Source organism: Flavobacterium sp. W22_SRS_FK3 (assembly GCF_052113665.1).
Taxonomy (GTDB): domain Bacteria; phylum Bacteroidota; class Bacteroidia; order Flavobacteriales; family Flavobacteriaceae; genus Flavobacterium.
The window spans coordinates 189,858-206,434 of record NZ_JBGQOF010000005.1 but is presented as its reverse complement, the minus strand read 5'-3'; the positions used below and the strand labels follow the sequence as shown (position 1 = coordinate 206,434).

At 31.7% G+C, this 16,577-nt stretch carries 14 protein-coding genes; 6 read left to right on the top strand and 8 right to left on the bottom strand.

Annotated elements, in window-relative coordinates; all coding sequences use genetic code 11:
• The first annotated feature begins 212 nt into the window (after positions 1–212).
• Positions 213–782 carry a Crp/Fnr family transcriptional regulator gene (locus tag ACEN2I_RS06900; protein WP_441765362.1) on the top strand — a complete coding sequence of 190 codons (570 nt, stop codon included), beginning with the start codon at positions 213–215 and terminating at the stop codon, positions 780–782.
• 228 nt (positions 783–1,010) lie between these two features.
• The gene (locus tag ACEN2I_RS06895; RefSeq protein WP_441765361.1) at positions 1,011–4,451 is read left to right on the top strand and encodes a methylmalonyl-CoA mutase family protein; all 3,441 of its coding nucleotides are present in this window, start codon (positions 1,011–1,013) and stop codon (positions 4,449–4,451) included.
• Between the two features lie 177 nt (positions 4,452–4,628).
• Here the strand turns inward: ACEN2I_RS06895 and ACEN2I_RS06890 are convergent, their stop codons facing one another.
• The 6 genes from ACEN2I_RS06890 to ACEN2I_RS06865 all read right to left on the bottom strand — a co-directional run bounded on the left by ACEN2I_RS06890 (position 4,629) and on the right by ACEN2I_RS06865 (position 8,929).
• The gene (locus ACEN2I_RS06890; protein WP_441765360.1) at positions 4,629–5,015 is read right to left on the bottom strand and encodes a secretion protein; all 387 of its coding nucleotides are present in this window, start codon (positions 5,013–5,015) and stop codon (positions 4,629–4,631) included.
• A gap of 395 nt (positions 5,016–5,410) precedes the next feature.
• The gene (locus ACEN2I_RS06885) at positions 5,411–5,818 is read right to left on the bottom strand and encodes a secretion protein (RefSeq protein WP_441765359.1); all 408 of its coding nucleotides are present in this window, start codon (positions 5,816–5,818) and stop codon (positions 5,411–5,413) included.
• A 352-nt stretch (positions 5,819–6,170) separates the two neighbouring features.
• On the bottom strand, positions 6,171–6,578 hold the full coding sequence (locus ACEN2I_RS06880) for a T9SS type A sorting domain-containing protein (protein ID WP_441765358.1): 408 nt from the start codon (positions 6,576–6,578) through the stop codon (positions 6,171–6,173).
• Between the two features lie 366 nt (positions 6,579–6,944).
• Positions 6,945–7,352 carry a T9SS type A sorting domain-containing protein gene (locus ACEN2I_RS06875; protein ID WP_441765357.1) on the bottom strand — a complete coding sequence of 136 codons (408 nt, stop codon included), beginning with the start codon at positions 7,350–7,352 and terminating at the stop codon, positions 6,945–6,947.
• Between the two features lie 367 nt (positions 7,353–7,719).
• Positions 7,720–8,127, bottom strand: coding sequence for a T9SS type A sorting domain-containing protein (locus ACEN2I_RS06870; RefSeq protein ID WP_441765356.1), 408 nt, complete (start codon positions 8,125–8,127; stop codon positions 7,720–7,722).
• 394 nt (positions 8,128–8,521) lie between these two features.
• Complete coding sequence (locus ACEN2I_RS06865; protein WP_441765355.1) at positions 8,522–8,929, bottom strand: secretion protein; 408 nt, start codon at positions 8,927–8,929, stop codon at positions 8,522–8,524.
• Between the two features lie 186 nt (positions 8,930–9,115).
• On the opposite strand from ACEN2I_RS06865, the gene ACEN2I_RS06860 reads away from it, so the two are divergent.
• The 3 genes from ACEN2I_RS06860 to ACEN2I_RS06850 all read left to right on the top strand — a co-directional run bounded on the left by ACEN2I_RS06860 (position 9,116) and on the right by ACEN2I_RS06850 (position 11,598).
• The gene (locus ACEN2I_RS06860) at positions 9,116–9,988 is read left to right on the top strand and encodes an AraC family transcriptional regulator (RefSeq protein ID WP_441765354.1); all 873 of its coding nucleotides are present in this window, start codon (positions 9,116–9,118) and stop codon (positions 9,986–9,988) included.
• Between the two features lie 135 nt (positions 9,989–10,123).
• The gene (locus ACEN2I_RS06855; protein ID WP_441765353.1) at positions 10,124–10,990 is read left to right on the top strand and encodes an alpha/beta hydrolase; all 867 of its coding nucleotides are present in this window, start codon (positions 10,124–10,126) and stop codon (positions 10,988–10,990) included.
• 89 nt (positions 10,991–11,079) lie between these two features.
• Positions 11,080–11,598 (top strand): hypothetical protein, encoded by a 519-nt coding sequence (locus ACEN2I_RS06850; protein WP_441765352.1) that lies wholly within the window; start codon positions 11,080–11,082, stop codon positions 11,596–11,598.
• Between the two features lie 65 nt (positions 11,599–11,663).
• Here the strand turns inward: ACEN2I_RS06850 and ACEN2I_RS06845 are convergent, their stop codons facing one another.
• Positions 11,664–12,632, bottom strand: a complete 969-nt coding sequence (locus tag ACEN2I_RS06845) for a TerC family protein (protein ID WP_441765430.1) — start codon at positions 12,630–12,632, stop codon at positions 11,664–11,666.
• Positions 12,633–12,884: 252 nt separating this feature from the next.
• The gene (locus ACEN2I_RS06840; RefSeq protein ID WP_441765351.1) at positions 12,885–13,901 is read right to left on the bottom strand and encodes a glutamine synthetase beta-grasp domain-containing protein; all 1,017 of its coding nucleotides are present in this window, start codon (positions 13,899–13,901) and stop codon (positions 12,885–12,887) included.
• A gap of 428 nt (positions 13,902–14,329) precedes the next feature.
• On the opposite strand from ACEN2I_RS06840, the gene ACEN2I_RS06835 reads away from it, so the two are divergent.
• Positions 14,330–16,519: a glutamine synthetase III family protein gene (locus tag ACEN2I_RS06835; protein WP_441765350.1), complete on the top strand. Its 2,190-nt coding sequence runs from the start codon at positions 14,330–14,332 to the stop codon at positions 16,517–16,519.
• The last annotated feature ends 58 nt before the right edge of the window (positions 16,520–16,577 follow it).

The window sequence follows — 16,577 nt, the reverse complement described above, 5'->3', positions numbered from 1 at the left end:
ATTTTATAGCGATGCAAATATGTTTATTATTTCCTACACTAATATTGAACTTGTTCAATAATTTTGTAATTAATTTGAGTATTTGATTTTTTTTACATAATTAATTTGAATATAATATAATTTTTATATTTTTGCGTAATCGATTACATTATTTAAATTGTCTCAAAAATGTTATGATAGTAAGAAATTTTAATTAAGAAATAATTAAAAACATGTACGAAGAACTAAGACAAAATATAGAAAGAAAAATCACACTTACAGATGAAGAGTGGGGTTTTATATTGGATAAAACGGAGTTCATTAAATTAAAAAAAAATGAGTTTTTGCAGATACAAGATTCCAATAATGCTTACGAAGGTTTTATTCTGAAAGGTACTTTTAAAACTTATATTTTAAATGAAAACGGAACTGAGAGTGTTATTTTCTTTTCATTTGAAAATGAATGGATGTGTGATTTAGAAAGCTTTTATTATCAAAAACTAACGAAGTACAATATTAAGGCAATAGAAGACAGTGAAATATTAGTAATTAATAAGTCAAATAAAACACTTTTATTTGAACAAGTTCCTAAATTAATTCGGTTTCATATATTAATGGTGGAAAGAGCTAACATCGCAATACAGGAGAGGCTTTTAGATGTTTTAAACAAAACTTCAAAACAGAGATATATCGAATTTGTTAAAAAATATCCTCAAAAAAATCAAAAAATAAACAACAAAAATTTGTCTTCTTACCTGGGAGTAACCCATGAATTTTTATCAAAAATAAAAAAGAGTTTTTAAACTTAAGACGCCTCTAAAAACTAAAAAGGGCTATTATTTTCTTTAAGCCATTTTATAACTTCTTTTTATTAACAGAAATTATTTGAAATAAATTATCAACAAAAAATTTTAGTTGATACAGATCTGTATGTATTCCAAATAATTATTTTTGTTAACATAAAGCTATTTGCATAATCAAATATTAAAATATTTTGTAAATTGCTTCCTTAAAATTATCATATTCATAAAATGGAAGTACAAAAACCATATATTCCTAAAAATAAAGTAAGAATTGTTACAGCAGCATCTCTTTTTGACGGACATGATGCGGCAATTAACATCATGCGCCGTATTATTCAGTCAACAGGAGTCGAAGTAATTCATTTAGGTCATGACCGTAGTGTAGAGGAAGTAGTTAATACAGCTATTCAGGAGGATGCCAATGCGATTGCGATGACATCATACCAGGGTGGACACAACGAATACTTTAAGTATATGTATGATTTGCTTCATGAAAAAGGAGCAGGACATATTAAGATTTTTGGTGGAGGCGGAGGAGTAATCCTGCCAAGCGAAATTTCAAAATTGCATGAATATGGAATTACCAGAATTTATTCTCCTGATGATGGACGTTCTTTGGGTTTACAAGGAATGATAAACGATTTGGTTGAACAATCTGATTATCCAATAGGAGATAAACTAAACAGGGAACTCGATCATATCGAAAGTAAAACGCCAACGGCAATTGCAAGATTAATTTCGGCAGCAGAGAATTTTCCTGAAATTGCAAAACCTGTTTTCGATCAGATTCATCAAAATAATATAGATTCTAAAATTCCGGTATTGGGAATTACCGGAACGGGCGGCGCCGGAAAATCTTCTTTAGTGGATGAATTGGTACGTCGTTTCCTGATTGATTTCCCAGAAAAAACTATCGGATTGGTTTCTGTTGATCCCTCGAAACGCAAAACTGGAGGGGCACTTTTAGGAGACAGAATCCGTATGAATGCGATTAATAATCCTCGTGTTTATATGCGTTCACTGGCAACTCGTCAGTCGAATTTGGCTTTATCCAAATATGTTGCCGAAGCGATTCAGGTTTTAAAAGCCGCAAAATATGATTTGATTATTTTAGAAACTTCAGGAATCGGACAATCTGATACCGAGATTATGGATCACTCCGATGTATCCTTATATGTAATGACACCGGAGTTTGGTGCTGCTACACAATTGGAGAAAATTGACATGCTTGATTTTGCTGATTTAGTAGCTTTAAACAAGTTTGATAAAAGAGGAGCTTTAGACGCAATTCGTGACGTTAAGAAACAATACCAGCGAAATCATAATTTATGGGATAAAGATCCGAATGAAATGCCGGTTTTCGGAACCATTGCTTCGCAGTTTAATGATCCGGGAATGAACACGCTGTATAAAGCGATTATGGATAAAATTGTCGAAAAAACTAATTCTGAATTGCATTCGACTTTTGAAATTACGCGCGAAATGAGCGAGAAAATCTTCGTAATTCCTCCAGGAAGAACACGTTATTTGTCTGAAATCGCTGAGAATAACAGATCTTATGATGAAACAGCAATCGCACAGCAAAAAGTAGCGCAGAAATTATACGGAATTTTTAAAACCATAGAATCGGTTTCTGGGAAAGTTCTTCAAATTACAAAAGCAGGAATTGATGATTCAACTGTTTTGCCAACCGCAATTCAGGAACTAGACGAAAATCGTATCTTCCTAAACCTTTTACTCAATCAGTTCGATAAAGTAAAAATGGATTTAGATCCTTATAATTGGGAAATTATTCTGAATTGGGATGAAAAAGTAGCGAAATATAAAAATCCCGTTTATTCGTTTAAAGTTCGTGATAAAGAAATTAAGATTGCTACGCATTCTGAAAGTTTATCGCATTTACAGATTCCGAAAATTGCTTTGCCTAAATATGAAGGCTGGGGTGATATCTTGCGTTGGAATTTACAGGAAAATGTTCCTGGGGAATTTCCTTTTGCTTCGGGATTGTATCCGTTTAAACGTGAAGGCGAAGATCCGTCGAGAATGTTTGCGGGAGAGGGCGGACCGGAAAGAACCAACAAGCGTTTTCATTATGTAAGCGCGGGAATGTCTGCAAAAAGGCTTTCAACCGCTTTTGACAGTGTAACTTTATACGGAAACGATCCAGATTTGCGCCCGGATATTTATGGGAAAATCGGGAATGCCGGAGTTTCGATTTGTTGTTTAGATGATGCTAAAAAACTATATTCAGGTTTCGATTTGGTTCATGCTTTAACTTCGGTAAGTATGACGATTAATGGGCCTGCGCCAATGCTGTTAGGTTTCTTTATGAATGCAGCAATCGATCAGCAATGTGAGATTTACATTAAAGCAAATGGTTTAGAAAAAGAAGTTGAGGCTAAAATCAACAAAATATATAAAGACAAAGGAATTGAAAGACCGAAATACCAAGGCGATTTACCAGCTGGAAACAACGGTTTAGGTTTAATGCTTTTGGGCGTTACCGGAGATCAGGTTTTGCCTTTTGATGCTTATAACGAAATAAAAGTTAAAACGTTATCTCAGGTTCGAGGAACAGTTCAGGCGGATATTTTAAAAGAAGATCAGGCACAAAATACCTGTATTTTCTCAACAGAATTTGCTTTGCGATTAATGGGAGACGTTCAGGAATATTTTATTACCAAAAACGTTCGTAATTTCTATTCGGTTTCGATCTCAGGATATCATATTGCTGAGGCGGGAGCGAACCCAATTACGCAGTTGGCATTTACGCTTTCAAATGGTTTCACTTACGTGGAATATTATTTGAGCCGAGGCATGAGTATCAACGATTTTGGACCAAATTTATCTTTCTTCTTCTCTAATGGAGTAGATACGGAATATTCGGTTATTGGTCGTGTGGCACGTAAAATTTGGGCAAAAGCCATGAAAAACAAATACGGCGCTAACGAAAGGGCACAAATGTTGAAATACCATATTCAGACTTCAGGGCGTTCATTACACGCGCAGGAAATTGATTTTAATGATATCAGAACTACGTTGCAGGCTTTGTATGCTATTTATGACAACTGTAATTCATTGCATACCAATGCCTATGATGAAGCGATTACAACACCAACAGAAGAATCAGTTCGTCGTGCGATGGCGATTCAATTGATTATTAATAAAGAATTAGGTTTGACAAAAAACGAAAATCCAATTCAGGGCTCGTTTATCATTGAAGAATTAACCGATTTAGTTGAAGCAGCCGTTTTACAGGAATTTGACCGAATTACAGAACGTGGCGGAGTATTAGGAGCAATGGAAACCATGTATCAACGTTCTAAAATTCAAGAAGAAAGTTTGTATTACGAAACCTTAAAGCACAATGGCGATTTTCCAATTGTTGGTGTAAATACCTTTTTGAGTTCAAAAGGTTCTCCAACGGTAATTCCGGCAGAAGTAATTCGAGCCACCGAAGAAGAAAAACAATATCAAATTACAATGCTGGATAATTTACACCAGTTTCACGAAGCAAAAGTAAACGAGCATGTAAACAAATTACAGAAAGCTGCTATTAAAAACGAAAATTTATTCGATCATTTAATGGAAGCTACAAAGGTTTGTTCGCTGGGTCAGATCACTTCAGCATTGTTTGAAGTGGGAGGGCAGTATAGAAGGAATATGTAGAAGATGTTTGACTCTAAAAATAATAACCCGGAAAGAATGAAAGGTTTATGTATCGTAGAAACATAGATAAAAATTTAATCAGACCAATTTAGATCTCGTTATGAAATTTCGTTGGATAATAATAACAAAAAAGCAGCTCGATTAGAGCTGCTTTTTTTATGGGGGGCAAAAAAATCATTAACGACGAAATGCAGGGCTTTCATTTACGGATTCATCCAACGTAACTGTTTTAGTTTTTTTAGCTGAAACTGTAATTTTATGTTTTACAACTTTGCTGTTTTGTTTTACTTCTAAATAATAAGTCCCGGCAGGATATGCTTCTAAACTTAAAGTTTTTGAAACCTCTACTTCATTTACAGTTGATTCTCCTGTGTAAAGCAAATTATGATTATCATCAAAAATTGAAAAATTTGATTTTTCAACGGTGTTTAATGTAAAGCTAACTACTTTTCCATTACCGGTTTTTATATACAAGATATAATCTCCTTTTTCGTTACTTGCGTAAGTACTAATTGTTGTTAAAAATACAGCCACAACAAAGCTCAATGTTAAAATTTGTTTCATTTCTTCTTTTTTAATTTTCTAATTTAATTTTCTTATTCGTGGTATTGACAAAACTACAAATAGTTCCTTTATTTCAAAATTTTTATTGTTTTATTTTTCAACAATAAGTTGTTGATTTGTAAGGTTTTCTGTTGTTTTACTAAGATAGATACGTATTTACTGGTGTTTTGGATTTATTTTTTTGAATTATTTTTAATATTTTAACATTCAATACTTTAAGTTTATTAAGGTATACTTTGTTAAAACATTTATGTCTTGTTAATTTATTAATATGCAGAAAACATAAAACAAAAAAACAGCTCAAGAACCACCAAGAGCTGTTTTAAAAACCGTTAAGTTTTAAACTTTACTAACTATCTAACCTCATTTTTATACTTATGAAAAGCATAAACTTTTTAGCGTACTGCTACGTTTGTATTTTTTGCAGAAAATCCTGCTTTATAAACTGAAGAAATTGCTTTAGATGATAATATTATAGTATCATTAGCAATAATAATTTCATGTTTTGTTGTTTTAACGCCATCTTCTATATGTAAGAAATAAGTTCCCTCAGGAAATTCTTCAAACCTGAAAGTTTTTAGAATTCCATCTTTACCTGAGGCCTTTTCAGTATAAATTAAATTACCGTATTTATCGTAGATGGATAAATATGCCTTAGTTACATTATTTAATGCAAAAGTAACTTCATAACCATTTCTCTTAATAACATGAAGAGTTGAATCTTCATTACCGTCAATTGCATATGTACTGAATCCTGTAAAAAGTACTGCTATTACTAAACTTAATTTTAATATCTTTTTCATGGCTTTATTTTTTATTATTAATCATTCAATTCTATAATGCTAAATTACCACAACAAACTCATAAAGTATACTACTGGGTTTTCCAAAATGTATGCTATATTCTCATTTACGAAACCGTTATAGGTTAAAATTTGAATTATTAGAACTGTTAATGTTAATTTGATTATTATTTAACAAATATGTTAATCAAGTTACAGTCTAACCGAATTAAATCTATATTATAATTTTCATTTTAAAAAAAACATAAAAAAAACAGCTCAAGAACCACCAAGAGCTGTTTTAAAAACCGTTAGGTTTTAAACTTTACTAACTATCTAACCTCATTTTTATACTATGAAAAGCATAAACTTTTTTAGCGTATTACAACGCTTGTATTTTCAGCAGAAAATCCTGCTTTATAAACTGAAGAAACTGCTTTGGATGATAAAATGGTAGTATCATCAGTAATAGTAATTTCATGTTTTGTTGTTTTTACACCATCCTCTATTTGTAATATATATGTTCCTTCTGGAAATTCTTCAAATCTGAAAGTTTTTAGTATTCCGTTTTTTCCTGAAGCATTTTCAGAATAAATAAGAGCACCATTTTTGTCGTATATTGATATACTTGCTTTTTTTACATTGTTCAGCGCGAAAGTAATTTCTTTCCCGTTTCCTTTAATTACATGAAGAAAAGAATCTCCATTTCCGTCAATTGCATAAGTACTGATTCCTGAAAAAAGTACTGCACATACTAAACTTAATCTTAACATCTTTTTCATGATTATTATTTTTAAATTATTTTCTATTTCCACATTGCTAAATTACGTCATAACGGCTGTAAATTACACAACTCTATTTGCCAATATATATGCTATATTCTCATTTACGAAACCGATATAGGTTAAATTTTAAATTATTGTAGATGGTTATGTTAATTTAATTATTATTTTTTAAACATTTTGATGAAATTGAGAATATCGAAATCAAAGAATTATTTTTATTTGTATCTCATAATTTTTACTTAAAAAAAATTAGATAACAACAATTTTGTCGAATATGAAATATAAAAAAGCAGCTCAAGAAATAACCAAGAGCTGCTGTGTATAAAATTTACCAATGTTTTATAGAGTATGTTGAGTATTTTTTTAGCGTACTCCTATATTTATATCTTTAGCAGAAAAACCTGGTTTATAAACTGAAGAAACTGCTTTTGATGATAAGACTGTAATATCGCCTTCAACAGTAAGTTCATGTTTTGTTGTTTTTACGCTATCTTCTACTTCTAACATATAAGTTCCTGACGGAAAACCTTCAAATCTGAATTTTTTTAAGATACCATCTTTACCTGAAGCATTTTCAGAATAAATTATAGTACCGTCCTGATCATAAATCGTTAATTTTGCTTTTGTAATATTGTTTATTGCAAAAGTAACTTCATTACCGTTCCCTTTTATTACATGAAGAGTAGAATCTCCATTTCCATCAATTGCATACGTACTGATTCCTGTGAAAAGTACTGCTGCTGCTAAACTTAATTTTGACATCTTTTTCATGGTTTTATTTTTTTAAATTATTGTTCTAATTTTATACCGTTAAATTACTTCACCAGATCAATAAATGGCACAACTATGTTTTCTGATATATGTGCTGTATTCTCATTTACGAAACCGTTATAGGTTAAAATTTAAATTATTTACACCTTTAATGTTAATTTAATTATTATTTAACAAATAAATTAAAAGAAACGCAGGTTGACATATGGTTGATGTTTTTTATATTCATCAAAAAAAAAATCACTATAATGAAAACATAAAAAAACAGCTCAAGAACCACCAAGAGCTGTTTTAAAAACCGTTAGGTTTTAAACTTTACTAACTATCTAACCTCATTTTTATACTTTTATGAAAAGCATAAACTTTTTTAGCGTATTGCTACACTTGCATTTTTAACAGAATTCCCTGCTTTATAAACTGAAGAAACTGCTTTATTTGATAATATGGTTGTATCATCGGTAATTATAATTTCGTGTTTTGTTGTTTTTACGTTATCTTCTACTTTTAAAAAATAAGTTCCTATCGGAAATTCTCTAAAGTCGAATGTTTTTAAAATTCCATTTTTTCCTGAAGCATTTTCAGAGTAAATTAGAGTGCCATCTTTGTCATAGATAGATAAGTTTGCTTTTGTTGCATTGTTTATTCCAAAAGTAACTTCTTTACCATTTTCTTTAATTACACGAAGGGTAGAATCTCCATTTCCATCAATTGCATATGTACTGATTCCTGTAAAAAGTACTGCTGCTGCTAAACTAAATTTTGACATCTTTTTCATGACTAATTTTTTTATGATTTATTATCTATTTCTACAATGCTAAATTACTCCAATCATCAAGACAAACATGTAACTCTATTTGCTGATATATATGCTATATTCTCATTTACGAAACCGATATAGGTTAAATTTTAAATTATTGTAGGTAGTTTTGTTAATTTGGTTATTATTTTTTAAGCCTTTTAACTATATTGAGAATATGAAAATTAAAGATTTAGTTTTATTAGGATCTCGTATTTTTTATTTTAATAAAAATGATTACTAATAAATTTGCTCAAAAAAAATTATAAAAAAACAGCTCCATTACCACAATGAGCTGTTTTTTAAAGTCATTAAGATTTAAATTTCTCTAATTACCTGACCATTTTTACACAAGTATTAAAATCGGAATTTTCTAACGTATTGCGACGTCATCTTTTTTTGGAGAAAATCCTGTTTTATAAACAGATGAAACTGCTTTTGCAGATAAAACTGTTTTGTTGTCTGTAATAGTAATTTCGTGTTTTACTTTTTTTACATTGTCTTCTGCTTCTAAGTAATAAGTTCCTTCAGGAAATTCTTCTAAGCTAAAAGTTCTCAAAATCCCATCTTTACCTGAAGCGTATTCAGAATAAATTAGAGTGCCATCCTGATCATAGATTGCTAATTTTGCTTTTGTTACTTTGTTTAAAGCAAAAGTGATTACCTTTCCATTTGTTTTTAATACATGAAGGTGAAAGTCTTCATTACCATCAATTGCATAAATACTTGTTCCTGTAAAAAGTACTGCACATACTAAACTTAATTTTAAAATCTTTTTCATTTCAATAGTTTTAAATTAATAGTTCTAATTCGCTGATGCTAAATTAGTTCGGATATGTATAATTTTGCGCAGCCTCATTTGCAGATATCTATGCTGTATTCCCATTTACGAAAGCGTTATATGTTAAAATTTGAATTATTTTCGACATTTTTGTTAATTTTGCTATTATTTTTTAATCTTTATGAAATGAAACCAATTGCCCCAGCTCTTGAAATAATATCAAACTCATACGGAAGTTGTTTTACCTACACAAAGCACGCTCAAAAGACCAATAGTAAATCGCATTTACTGCATTATCATCCTGAAATTGAAATTGTTTTTGTAAATGGAGGAGCGGGAAAAAGACAAATAGGAAGTCATATTTCGTATTACACTAATGGTTCCCTGATTTTAATAGGCTCTAATTTACCTCATTGTGGATTTACAAATGAAAAAACCGGTAATACGGATGAAACTGTCATTCATTTTAAGCCTGATTTTCTGGGAAGTGATTTTTTTGGAATCCCTGAAATGAAGAAAATTCAAAAACTTCTCGATCAGGCCAAAGCTGGAATTGCGTTTGGAGGTGAAACCAAAAAGAGAATTGGAACCAAGATGGAATTAATGGAGAACAAATCTCCGTTTGAGCGTTTCCTGACTCTTTTATCTATTTTGAAAGATTTGGAATCTTCTGAAGAATATACCATCTTAAACGCTGATGGATTTTTACTCGAAATGCAGGTGCCAGATAATGACAGGATTAATGTTGTGTTTAGTTATGTAAAAGATCATTTTCAGGAGCCAATTTCAATAGATGAGATTTCTAAACTGGTAAGTATGACAACGCCGTCTTTCTGCCGTTATTTTAAAAAAATATCCAATAAAACGTTTACTGAATTCGTAAATGAATACCGTTTGGTTCATGCTTCTAAACTTTTGGCAGAGAAACCTATTAGTATAAATGAAGTTTGTTATGAAAGCGGTTTTAATAACTTCAGTCATTTCAGTAAGTCGTTTAAACAATATACCGGCAAAAGCGCTTCTGAATACAGGCAGGAGCATAAAGCTTTGATTATGTAGTTTTATAAAATAAACTTTAGTGATATAAATTAACCATCAATTCGTTGATGGCTTTTTTATGCTGTTTTTGATATAATTTGGTTATTATTTAAATCATAAAAAGGTATATTTATATTTCCTTTAAAAAATCAAATCATGAAGTATTTTAAAATTTTGCTATTTATATGTGTATTATCTTACGGAATCTCTTATGCTGCCAAAGTGGATACATTAGAAGTTTCCAGTACTGCAATGAATAAAACTTACAAAGCGGCTATTGTGCTGCCTAATTCATACGCCAAAAGCAAATCGACATTTCCAGTCATGTACTTATTGCATGGTGCTTACGGACATTTTGGTGATTGGTTAAAAAACACTCCTAATAAAGAATTGGTAAAAAACTTAGCGGACCAGTATAATTTGATTATTGTAATGCCCGAAGGAGAAACCTTTAGTTTTTATCTTAATAGTCCGGTAAATCCAGAAAGTCAGTTTGAAACTTTTATTACGCAGGAAGTTATTCAGAAAGTAGATAAAACCTACAGAACAATTAATAATAAAAATGGACGTGTCATTACCGGGCTTTCTATGGGTGGACATGGGGCATTGTACTTGTCGGCAAAACATCCAGATCTGTTTTGTGCTGCCGGAAGCATGAGTGGAGCGGTTGATATGAGTGTGATGCTAAATCGGGATTCGGCTGCACAGGTTATTAAATTGATTGAACCTGTACTTGGAGATAAAAGTGCAGATCCGGAAATGTATGCACAATATGCAGTTTTAGGAATGCTTGATAAACTGAAAAGCAATAAACTGTCATTGATTATTGATTGTGGAGTTGATGATTTTTTAATAGAACCTAATCGGGAATTGCACCGACGATTGGTTTATAATAAGGTAGAACACGATTATACCGAAAGACCGGGAGCACATACCTGGGATTATTGGGAAAATTCATTACCCTATCATGTATTTTTTTTCAATAATATATTGCTTAAAAATCAGCAGGTTGCAAAAAAATGATAATTTTTTTAATTTAGAGTCTACCAAAAATTTTTTTTGGTTTGATTTTTGGTTTACCTTTAAAATATAAACTTTAAATATAAAAAATTATGAAAAAGATATTGATACTTTTTGCAGTTGTTGGATTAACAGTGTTTTCGAGTTGCGAGGGGCCTGAAGGACCTCCGGGACCAGTAGGGCCACAAAGCGAAGCGGAAGTTTTTGAAGTTGGTCCAGACTTTACTGCAGGAAACGGCTATTCAGTTACTTATCCTCTGGATCCTGTAATGCTTTCTGGAGATAACATTTTAGTATATGAATTAGTTAGTACAGGTGGCGTTGATACTTGGGCATTATTACCTCAAGTTTATTACTTTAATAATGGTTTAGAAACTGCTCAATATAATTATACATTTACTTATAATCAATTTAGAATTTTTATTAAAGGTAGTTTAAGTGATTATTCTCAACTGCCAAGTAGTTTTAGATTAGGAAAAACTTTTAGAGTTGTTATTATTATAGGTAATGATGGAGTAAATGCGAAGAAAGCTAAACCAGATTATTCCGATTATAATGCTGTTATTGAAAGATATAATATTGATGATAGTAATGTTAAGAAAATAGATTAGTTGAATTATTCATAAAAAAAAGGAAATCGCAAGATTTCCTTTTTTTATGAATATGTTTTTAGAACTTAGTCCAAATCTAAATCCGTTAATTCTTTCTCTTTACCAAATTTCAATGAAACCAAAATCCCAACCAAAAGCGATAGTGCAATAAATCCTAAAGAAGCCCATTCCGGAACGTGAATATAATCGTGAAGCAGCATTTTTAATCCCACGAAGCTTAAGATAGCAATCAGGCTATATTCCAAATAACTGAATTTAGCCAGCATGTTTGCTAAAAAGAAATACATAGAACGTAATCCTAAAATGGCGAAAATATTAGAGCTAAACACCAAAAACGGATCTGATGTAATGGCTAAAATTGCCGGAACGCTGTCAACAGCAAATAAAACATCCATTACTTCAATCACAATTAAGGCAACGAATAGCGGAGTAGCTGCTTTTTTTGCGGTTTTTGTTGATATGAAAAATTTCTCGCCTTCCATTTCTGCTGTCATCGGAATAATTTTACCTAATGTTTTATATACAAAAGAATCTTTTGGCTGAAAATCTTCATCTTCACCAGATAATAACATTTTTATAGCAGTAAATAATAAAAAAGCTCCAAATAAATAAGTAGTCCAGGTAAATTTATTAATTAACATTACGCCAAAGAAAATCATTAATCCACGGAAGATTACAGCTCCTAGGATTCCCCAGAATAAAACACGGTGCTGGTATTTTTGAGGTATTTTGAAAGAAGCGAAAATGATGGCAATCACAAAAATATTATCAACACTTAGGGATAATTCAATTAAATAACCTGTAATAAACTTCATGGAGGCCACGGCAGGTTTTAGTTTATCAGGATTTGCAATGTAATCGGTTGTGTAAAGCCAGTAAATAACACCGGAAAAAAGAAATGACAATGTTACCCAAATCAATGTCCACTTACTAGCTTCTTTGGTACTGATGATATGTGGGTTTTTATTGAAAACGCCCAAGTCTAAAGCAAGAATAAGTACGACAGCTAATAAAAAGAAAATCCAAACCATTATTAAGATATTTTTTAAATGATTTACAAAGATAGTTCTTGGAATCTAACTTAAAAATTAAATTATTAGAATATTACTTTCAAATTTTAGTTAATATTTAGGTGTTTTGGATAGTAAAGTTTTTTATGCTATCTGCTCGAACTGGCATTTTTTTTTAATATTAATTAAACTGGGTAGATTTTTTTTAAAATAACTATAGACAAAAAAAAGTGCCATCAATAACAATGGCACTTTTAGTATAATTTGAATTATGAGTTACAACGCTGATTTTACAGTTTTGATAATTCTGGCTGCAATTTTGTATGGATCTCCGTTTGAAGCTGGTCTTCTGTCTTCCAACCATCCTTTCCATCCTTTTTGAACAGTCATTAAAGGAATTCTGATAGAACATCCTCTGTCTGAAACTCCATAAGAGAAATCGTGGATAGATGCAGTTTCGTGCTTACCAGTTAAACGTTGATCGTTGTAAGCTCCGTAAACCGCAATATGCTCAGCAGTAACAGGACGGAAAGCTTCGCAGATTCTTTCGTAAGTAGCTTGATCTCCGCAAGTTCTTAACACCTCGTTAGAGAAGTTAGCATGCATGCCTGAACCATTCCAGTCTGTATCTCCTAATGGTTTTGGGTGATATTCGATATAGTAACCATATTTTTCAGTCAAACGATCTAAAAGGTAACGCGCAACCCAGATTTCATCTCCGGCTTTTTTAGCACCTTTAGCAAATAATTGGAATTCCCATTGTCCACAAGCAACCTCTTGGTTAATTCCTTCAAAGTTAAGTCCGGCAGCAATACATAAATCAGCATGTTCTTCAACTAATTTTCTTCCATGCGTGTTTTTTCCACCTACAGAGCAGTAGTACATACCTTGTGGAGCAGGATAACCTCCAACAGGGAAACCTAATGGCAATAAAGTTTTAGTATCCATGATGAAATATTCTTGTTCGAAACCAAACCAAAAATCATCATTATCATCATCAATTGTAGCTCTTCCGTTAGAAGGGTGTGGTGTGCCGTCAGCATACATAACTTCTGACATTACAAGGTATCCGTTTATACGAGTTGGATCAGGATAAATAGCAACAGGAACTAATAAACAGTCAGAAGATCCTCCTTCAGCTTGTCTTGTTGATGAACCATCAAATGACCAGTTTCCAAGTTCTTCTAATGTCCCTTTGAAATTTTCGTGATCTTCAACTTTAGTTTTACTTCTAAGATTTTGAGTTGGTTCATATCCATCTAACCAAATGTACTCTAACTTAATTTTAGCCATAATAATATAAATTAATTTTTTTGTTTTTTTTCTCTGGGTCAAATATAGATTTATTTTTTTAGGCATAAAAATTAGGGGGTGCATTTTGTTTCGCTACTCATAATTTTTTAGATAAGCGCAATTTTGTATGGGGTATATTTAAAAAATAGCAATTTTTTAATGTTTAAAAAATAAATTCGTAATAAACACATGGGTTTTTTAAATTTATTTCTATCTAATTTATGAAAAATTGTTTGTTTCCTCAGTAATATCCACCTGTTTTGTTATATTTTTTCAAAAAGCACTCAGTATTCTTTATAAATAGAGCCTTTTATTGAAAAATTGCTTTTCAAAATTCTATGAATATCTTTAAAAAAAGGCCTTTTTATTCTTTATATTTGTTCCTCTTATTTTAAATCAAGTTATTACCAATTTTTAAAATTATATACATGTCAACATTACGTTTTCAAGCCTTAAAAGAAGCTTCGTCAAGAAAGCCAATACATTTTGAAGAAATTGATAAAAAGTCATCTCTTTTTGGGGCAAATGTTTTTAATGAGAAAGCTATGAAGCAATTTTTAACTTCAGATGCTTTAAAAGGAGTGAGGGATGCTATTCAGCACGGAACTAAAATAGATAGAAAGCTGGCAGATTACATTGCCATGGGAATGAAGGAATGGGCTTTGTCAAAAGGTGTTACTCATTATACACACTGGTTCCAGCCACTTACCGGAACTACTGCAGAAAAACACGATGCTTTTTTTGAAACTTCTTATGACGGAAGCGATCCTGTAGAAAAATTTGGCGGAGCACAATTAGTACAGCAAGAACCTGATGCATCCAGTTTTCCGAACGGAGGAATCAGAAATACTTTTGAAGCCAGAGGTTATACGGCCTGGGATCCAACTTCTCCGGCATTTATTTACGGAACTACTTTATGTATTCCAACCGTTTTTATTGCTTATACAGGTGAAGCCTTAGACAATAAGATTCCGTTGTTAAGAGCTTTATCTGCAATGGATGAAGCGGCAACTGAGGTTTGTAGATATTTTGATAAAAATGTCAAAAAAGTAACGGCAACTTTAGGCTGGGAGCAGGAATACTTTTTAATTGATAAAGCGCTGGCAAACTCCCGTCCTGATTTAATGATGACTGGAAGAACTTTATTGGGACATACTTCCGCAAAAGGACAACAATTGGATGATCATTATTTTGGATCTATTCCTACTCGTGCTTTAACGTACATGAGAGATTTAGAACAGGAATGTATGTTACTGGGAATTCCGGTAAAAACACGTCATAACGAAGTAGCTCCAAATCAGTTTGAGCTGGCTCCAATTTTCGAAGAAACAAATCTAGCCGTAGATCATAATTCTTTATTGATGGATGTAATGCAAAAAGTAGCAGAGCGCCATGATTTTAAAGTTTTGTTTCATGAAAAACCTTTTAAAGGCGTAAACGGTTCAGGAAAACATAATAACTGGTCTCTGGCGACTGATACCGGGGTAAATTTATTGAGTCCGAGTAAAACACCAATGAGTAATTTACAGTTTTTAACTTTCTTTATTAATACCATAAAAGCGGTAAATGATTACGAAACTTTATTGAGAGCTTCTATCGCAACAGCCAGTAATGATCACAGGTTAGGAGCAAATGAAGCACCGCCGGCTATTATTTCGGTTTTTATCGGCGAACAATTAACAAAGGTCTTATCTGAATTGGAAAGCGTAACTACCGGTAAATTATCTCCTGAAGAAAAAACAGACTTAAAACTGAATGTAGTAGGTAAAATTCCGGATGTACTTTTGGACAACACCGACAGAAACAGAACTTCCCCTTTTGCTTTTACAGGAAATAAATTCGAATTCAGGGCAGTAGGATCAAATTCAAACTGTTCGAATGCCATGACTACTTTAAATGCTATTGTTGCCAAACAATTAAAAGATTTTAAAGTTGAAGTAGATAATTTGATTGATACTAAAGGATTGAAAAAAGACGAAGCTATCTTTAATGTTTTAAGAGAGTATATAAAACAATCTAAAAAAATCCTTTTCGAAGGTGATGGATATAGTGATACATGGGAGAAAGAAGCAGCCAAAAGAGGTTTAAGTAATTTTAAAACGACTCCGGAAGCAATCAAAGCGAAAGTTTCTAAACAAGCATTAGATTTATTTTCAGAATTAGGAATTCTAAATCATGTAGAAGCAGAAGCACGTTACGAAATAGAATTAGAAGAATATACTAAGAAAATCCAGATTGAAGGAAGAGTTTTAGGAGATATTGCAAGAAATCATGTAATTCCAACTGCTATTCGTTATCAAAATACCTTAATTGAAAATGTAAAAGGCCTGAAAGAAATTTTCGGGAAAGAATTTGAAACTATTGCAAAAGAACAAATTATTTTAATCAAAGAAATTTCAAGTCATATTGAAAATATCAATTCAAAAGTTGCCGCTATGACAAACGAACGAAGAACGGCAAACCATTTAACAGATGCCCAAAAAATGGCAGAAGCATATTGCAATAAAGTGATACCTTATTTTGATGATATTCGTAATCATTGTGATAAACTAGAATTATTGGTTGATGATGAAACCTGGACTTTAACTAAATACAGAGAGTTGCTACTTACTAAATAAATTGCAAAATACACATTAAGAGATGGAGCCTTTGGGTTTCATCTTTTTTTATTTTAAA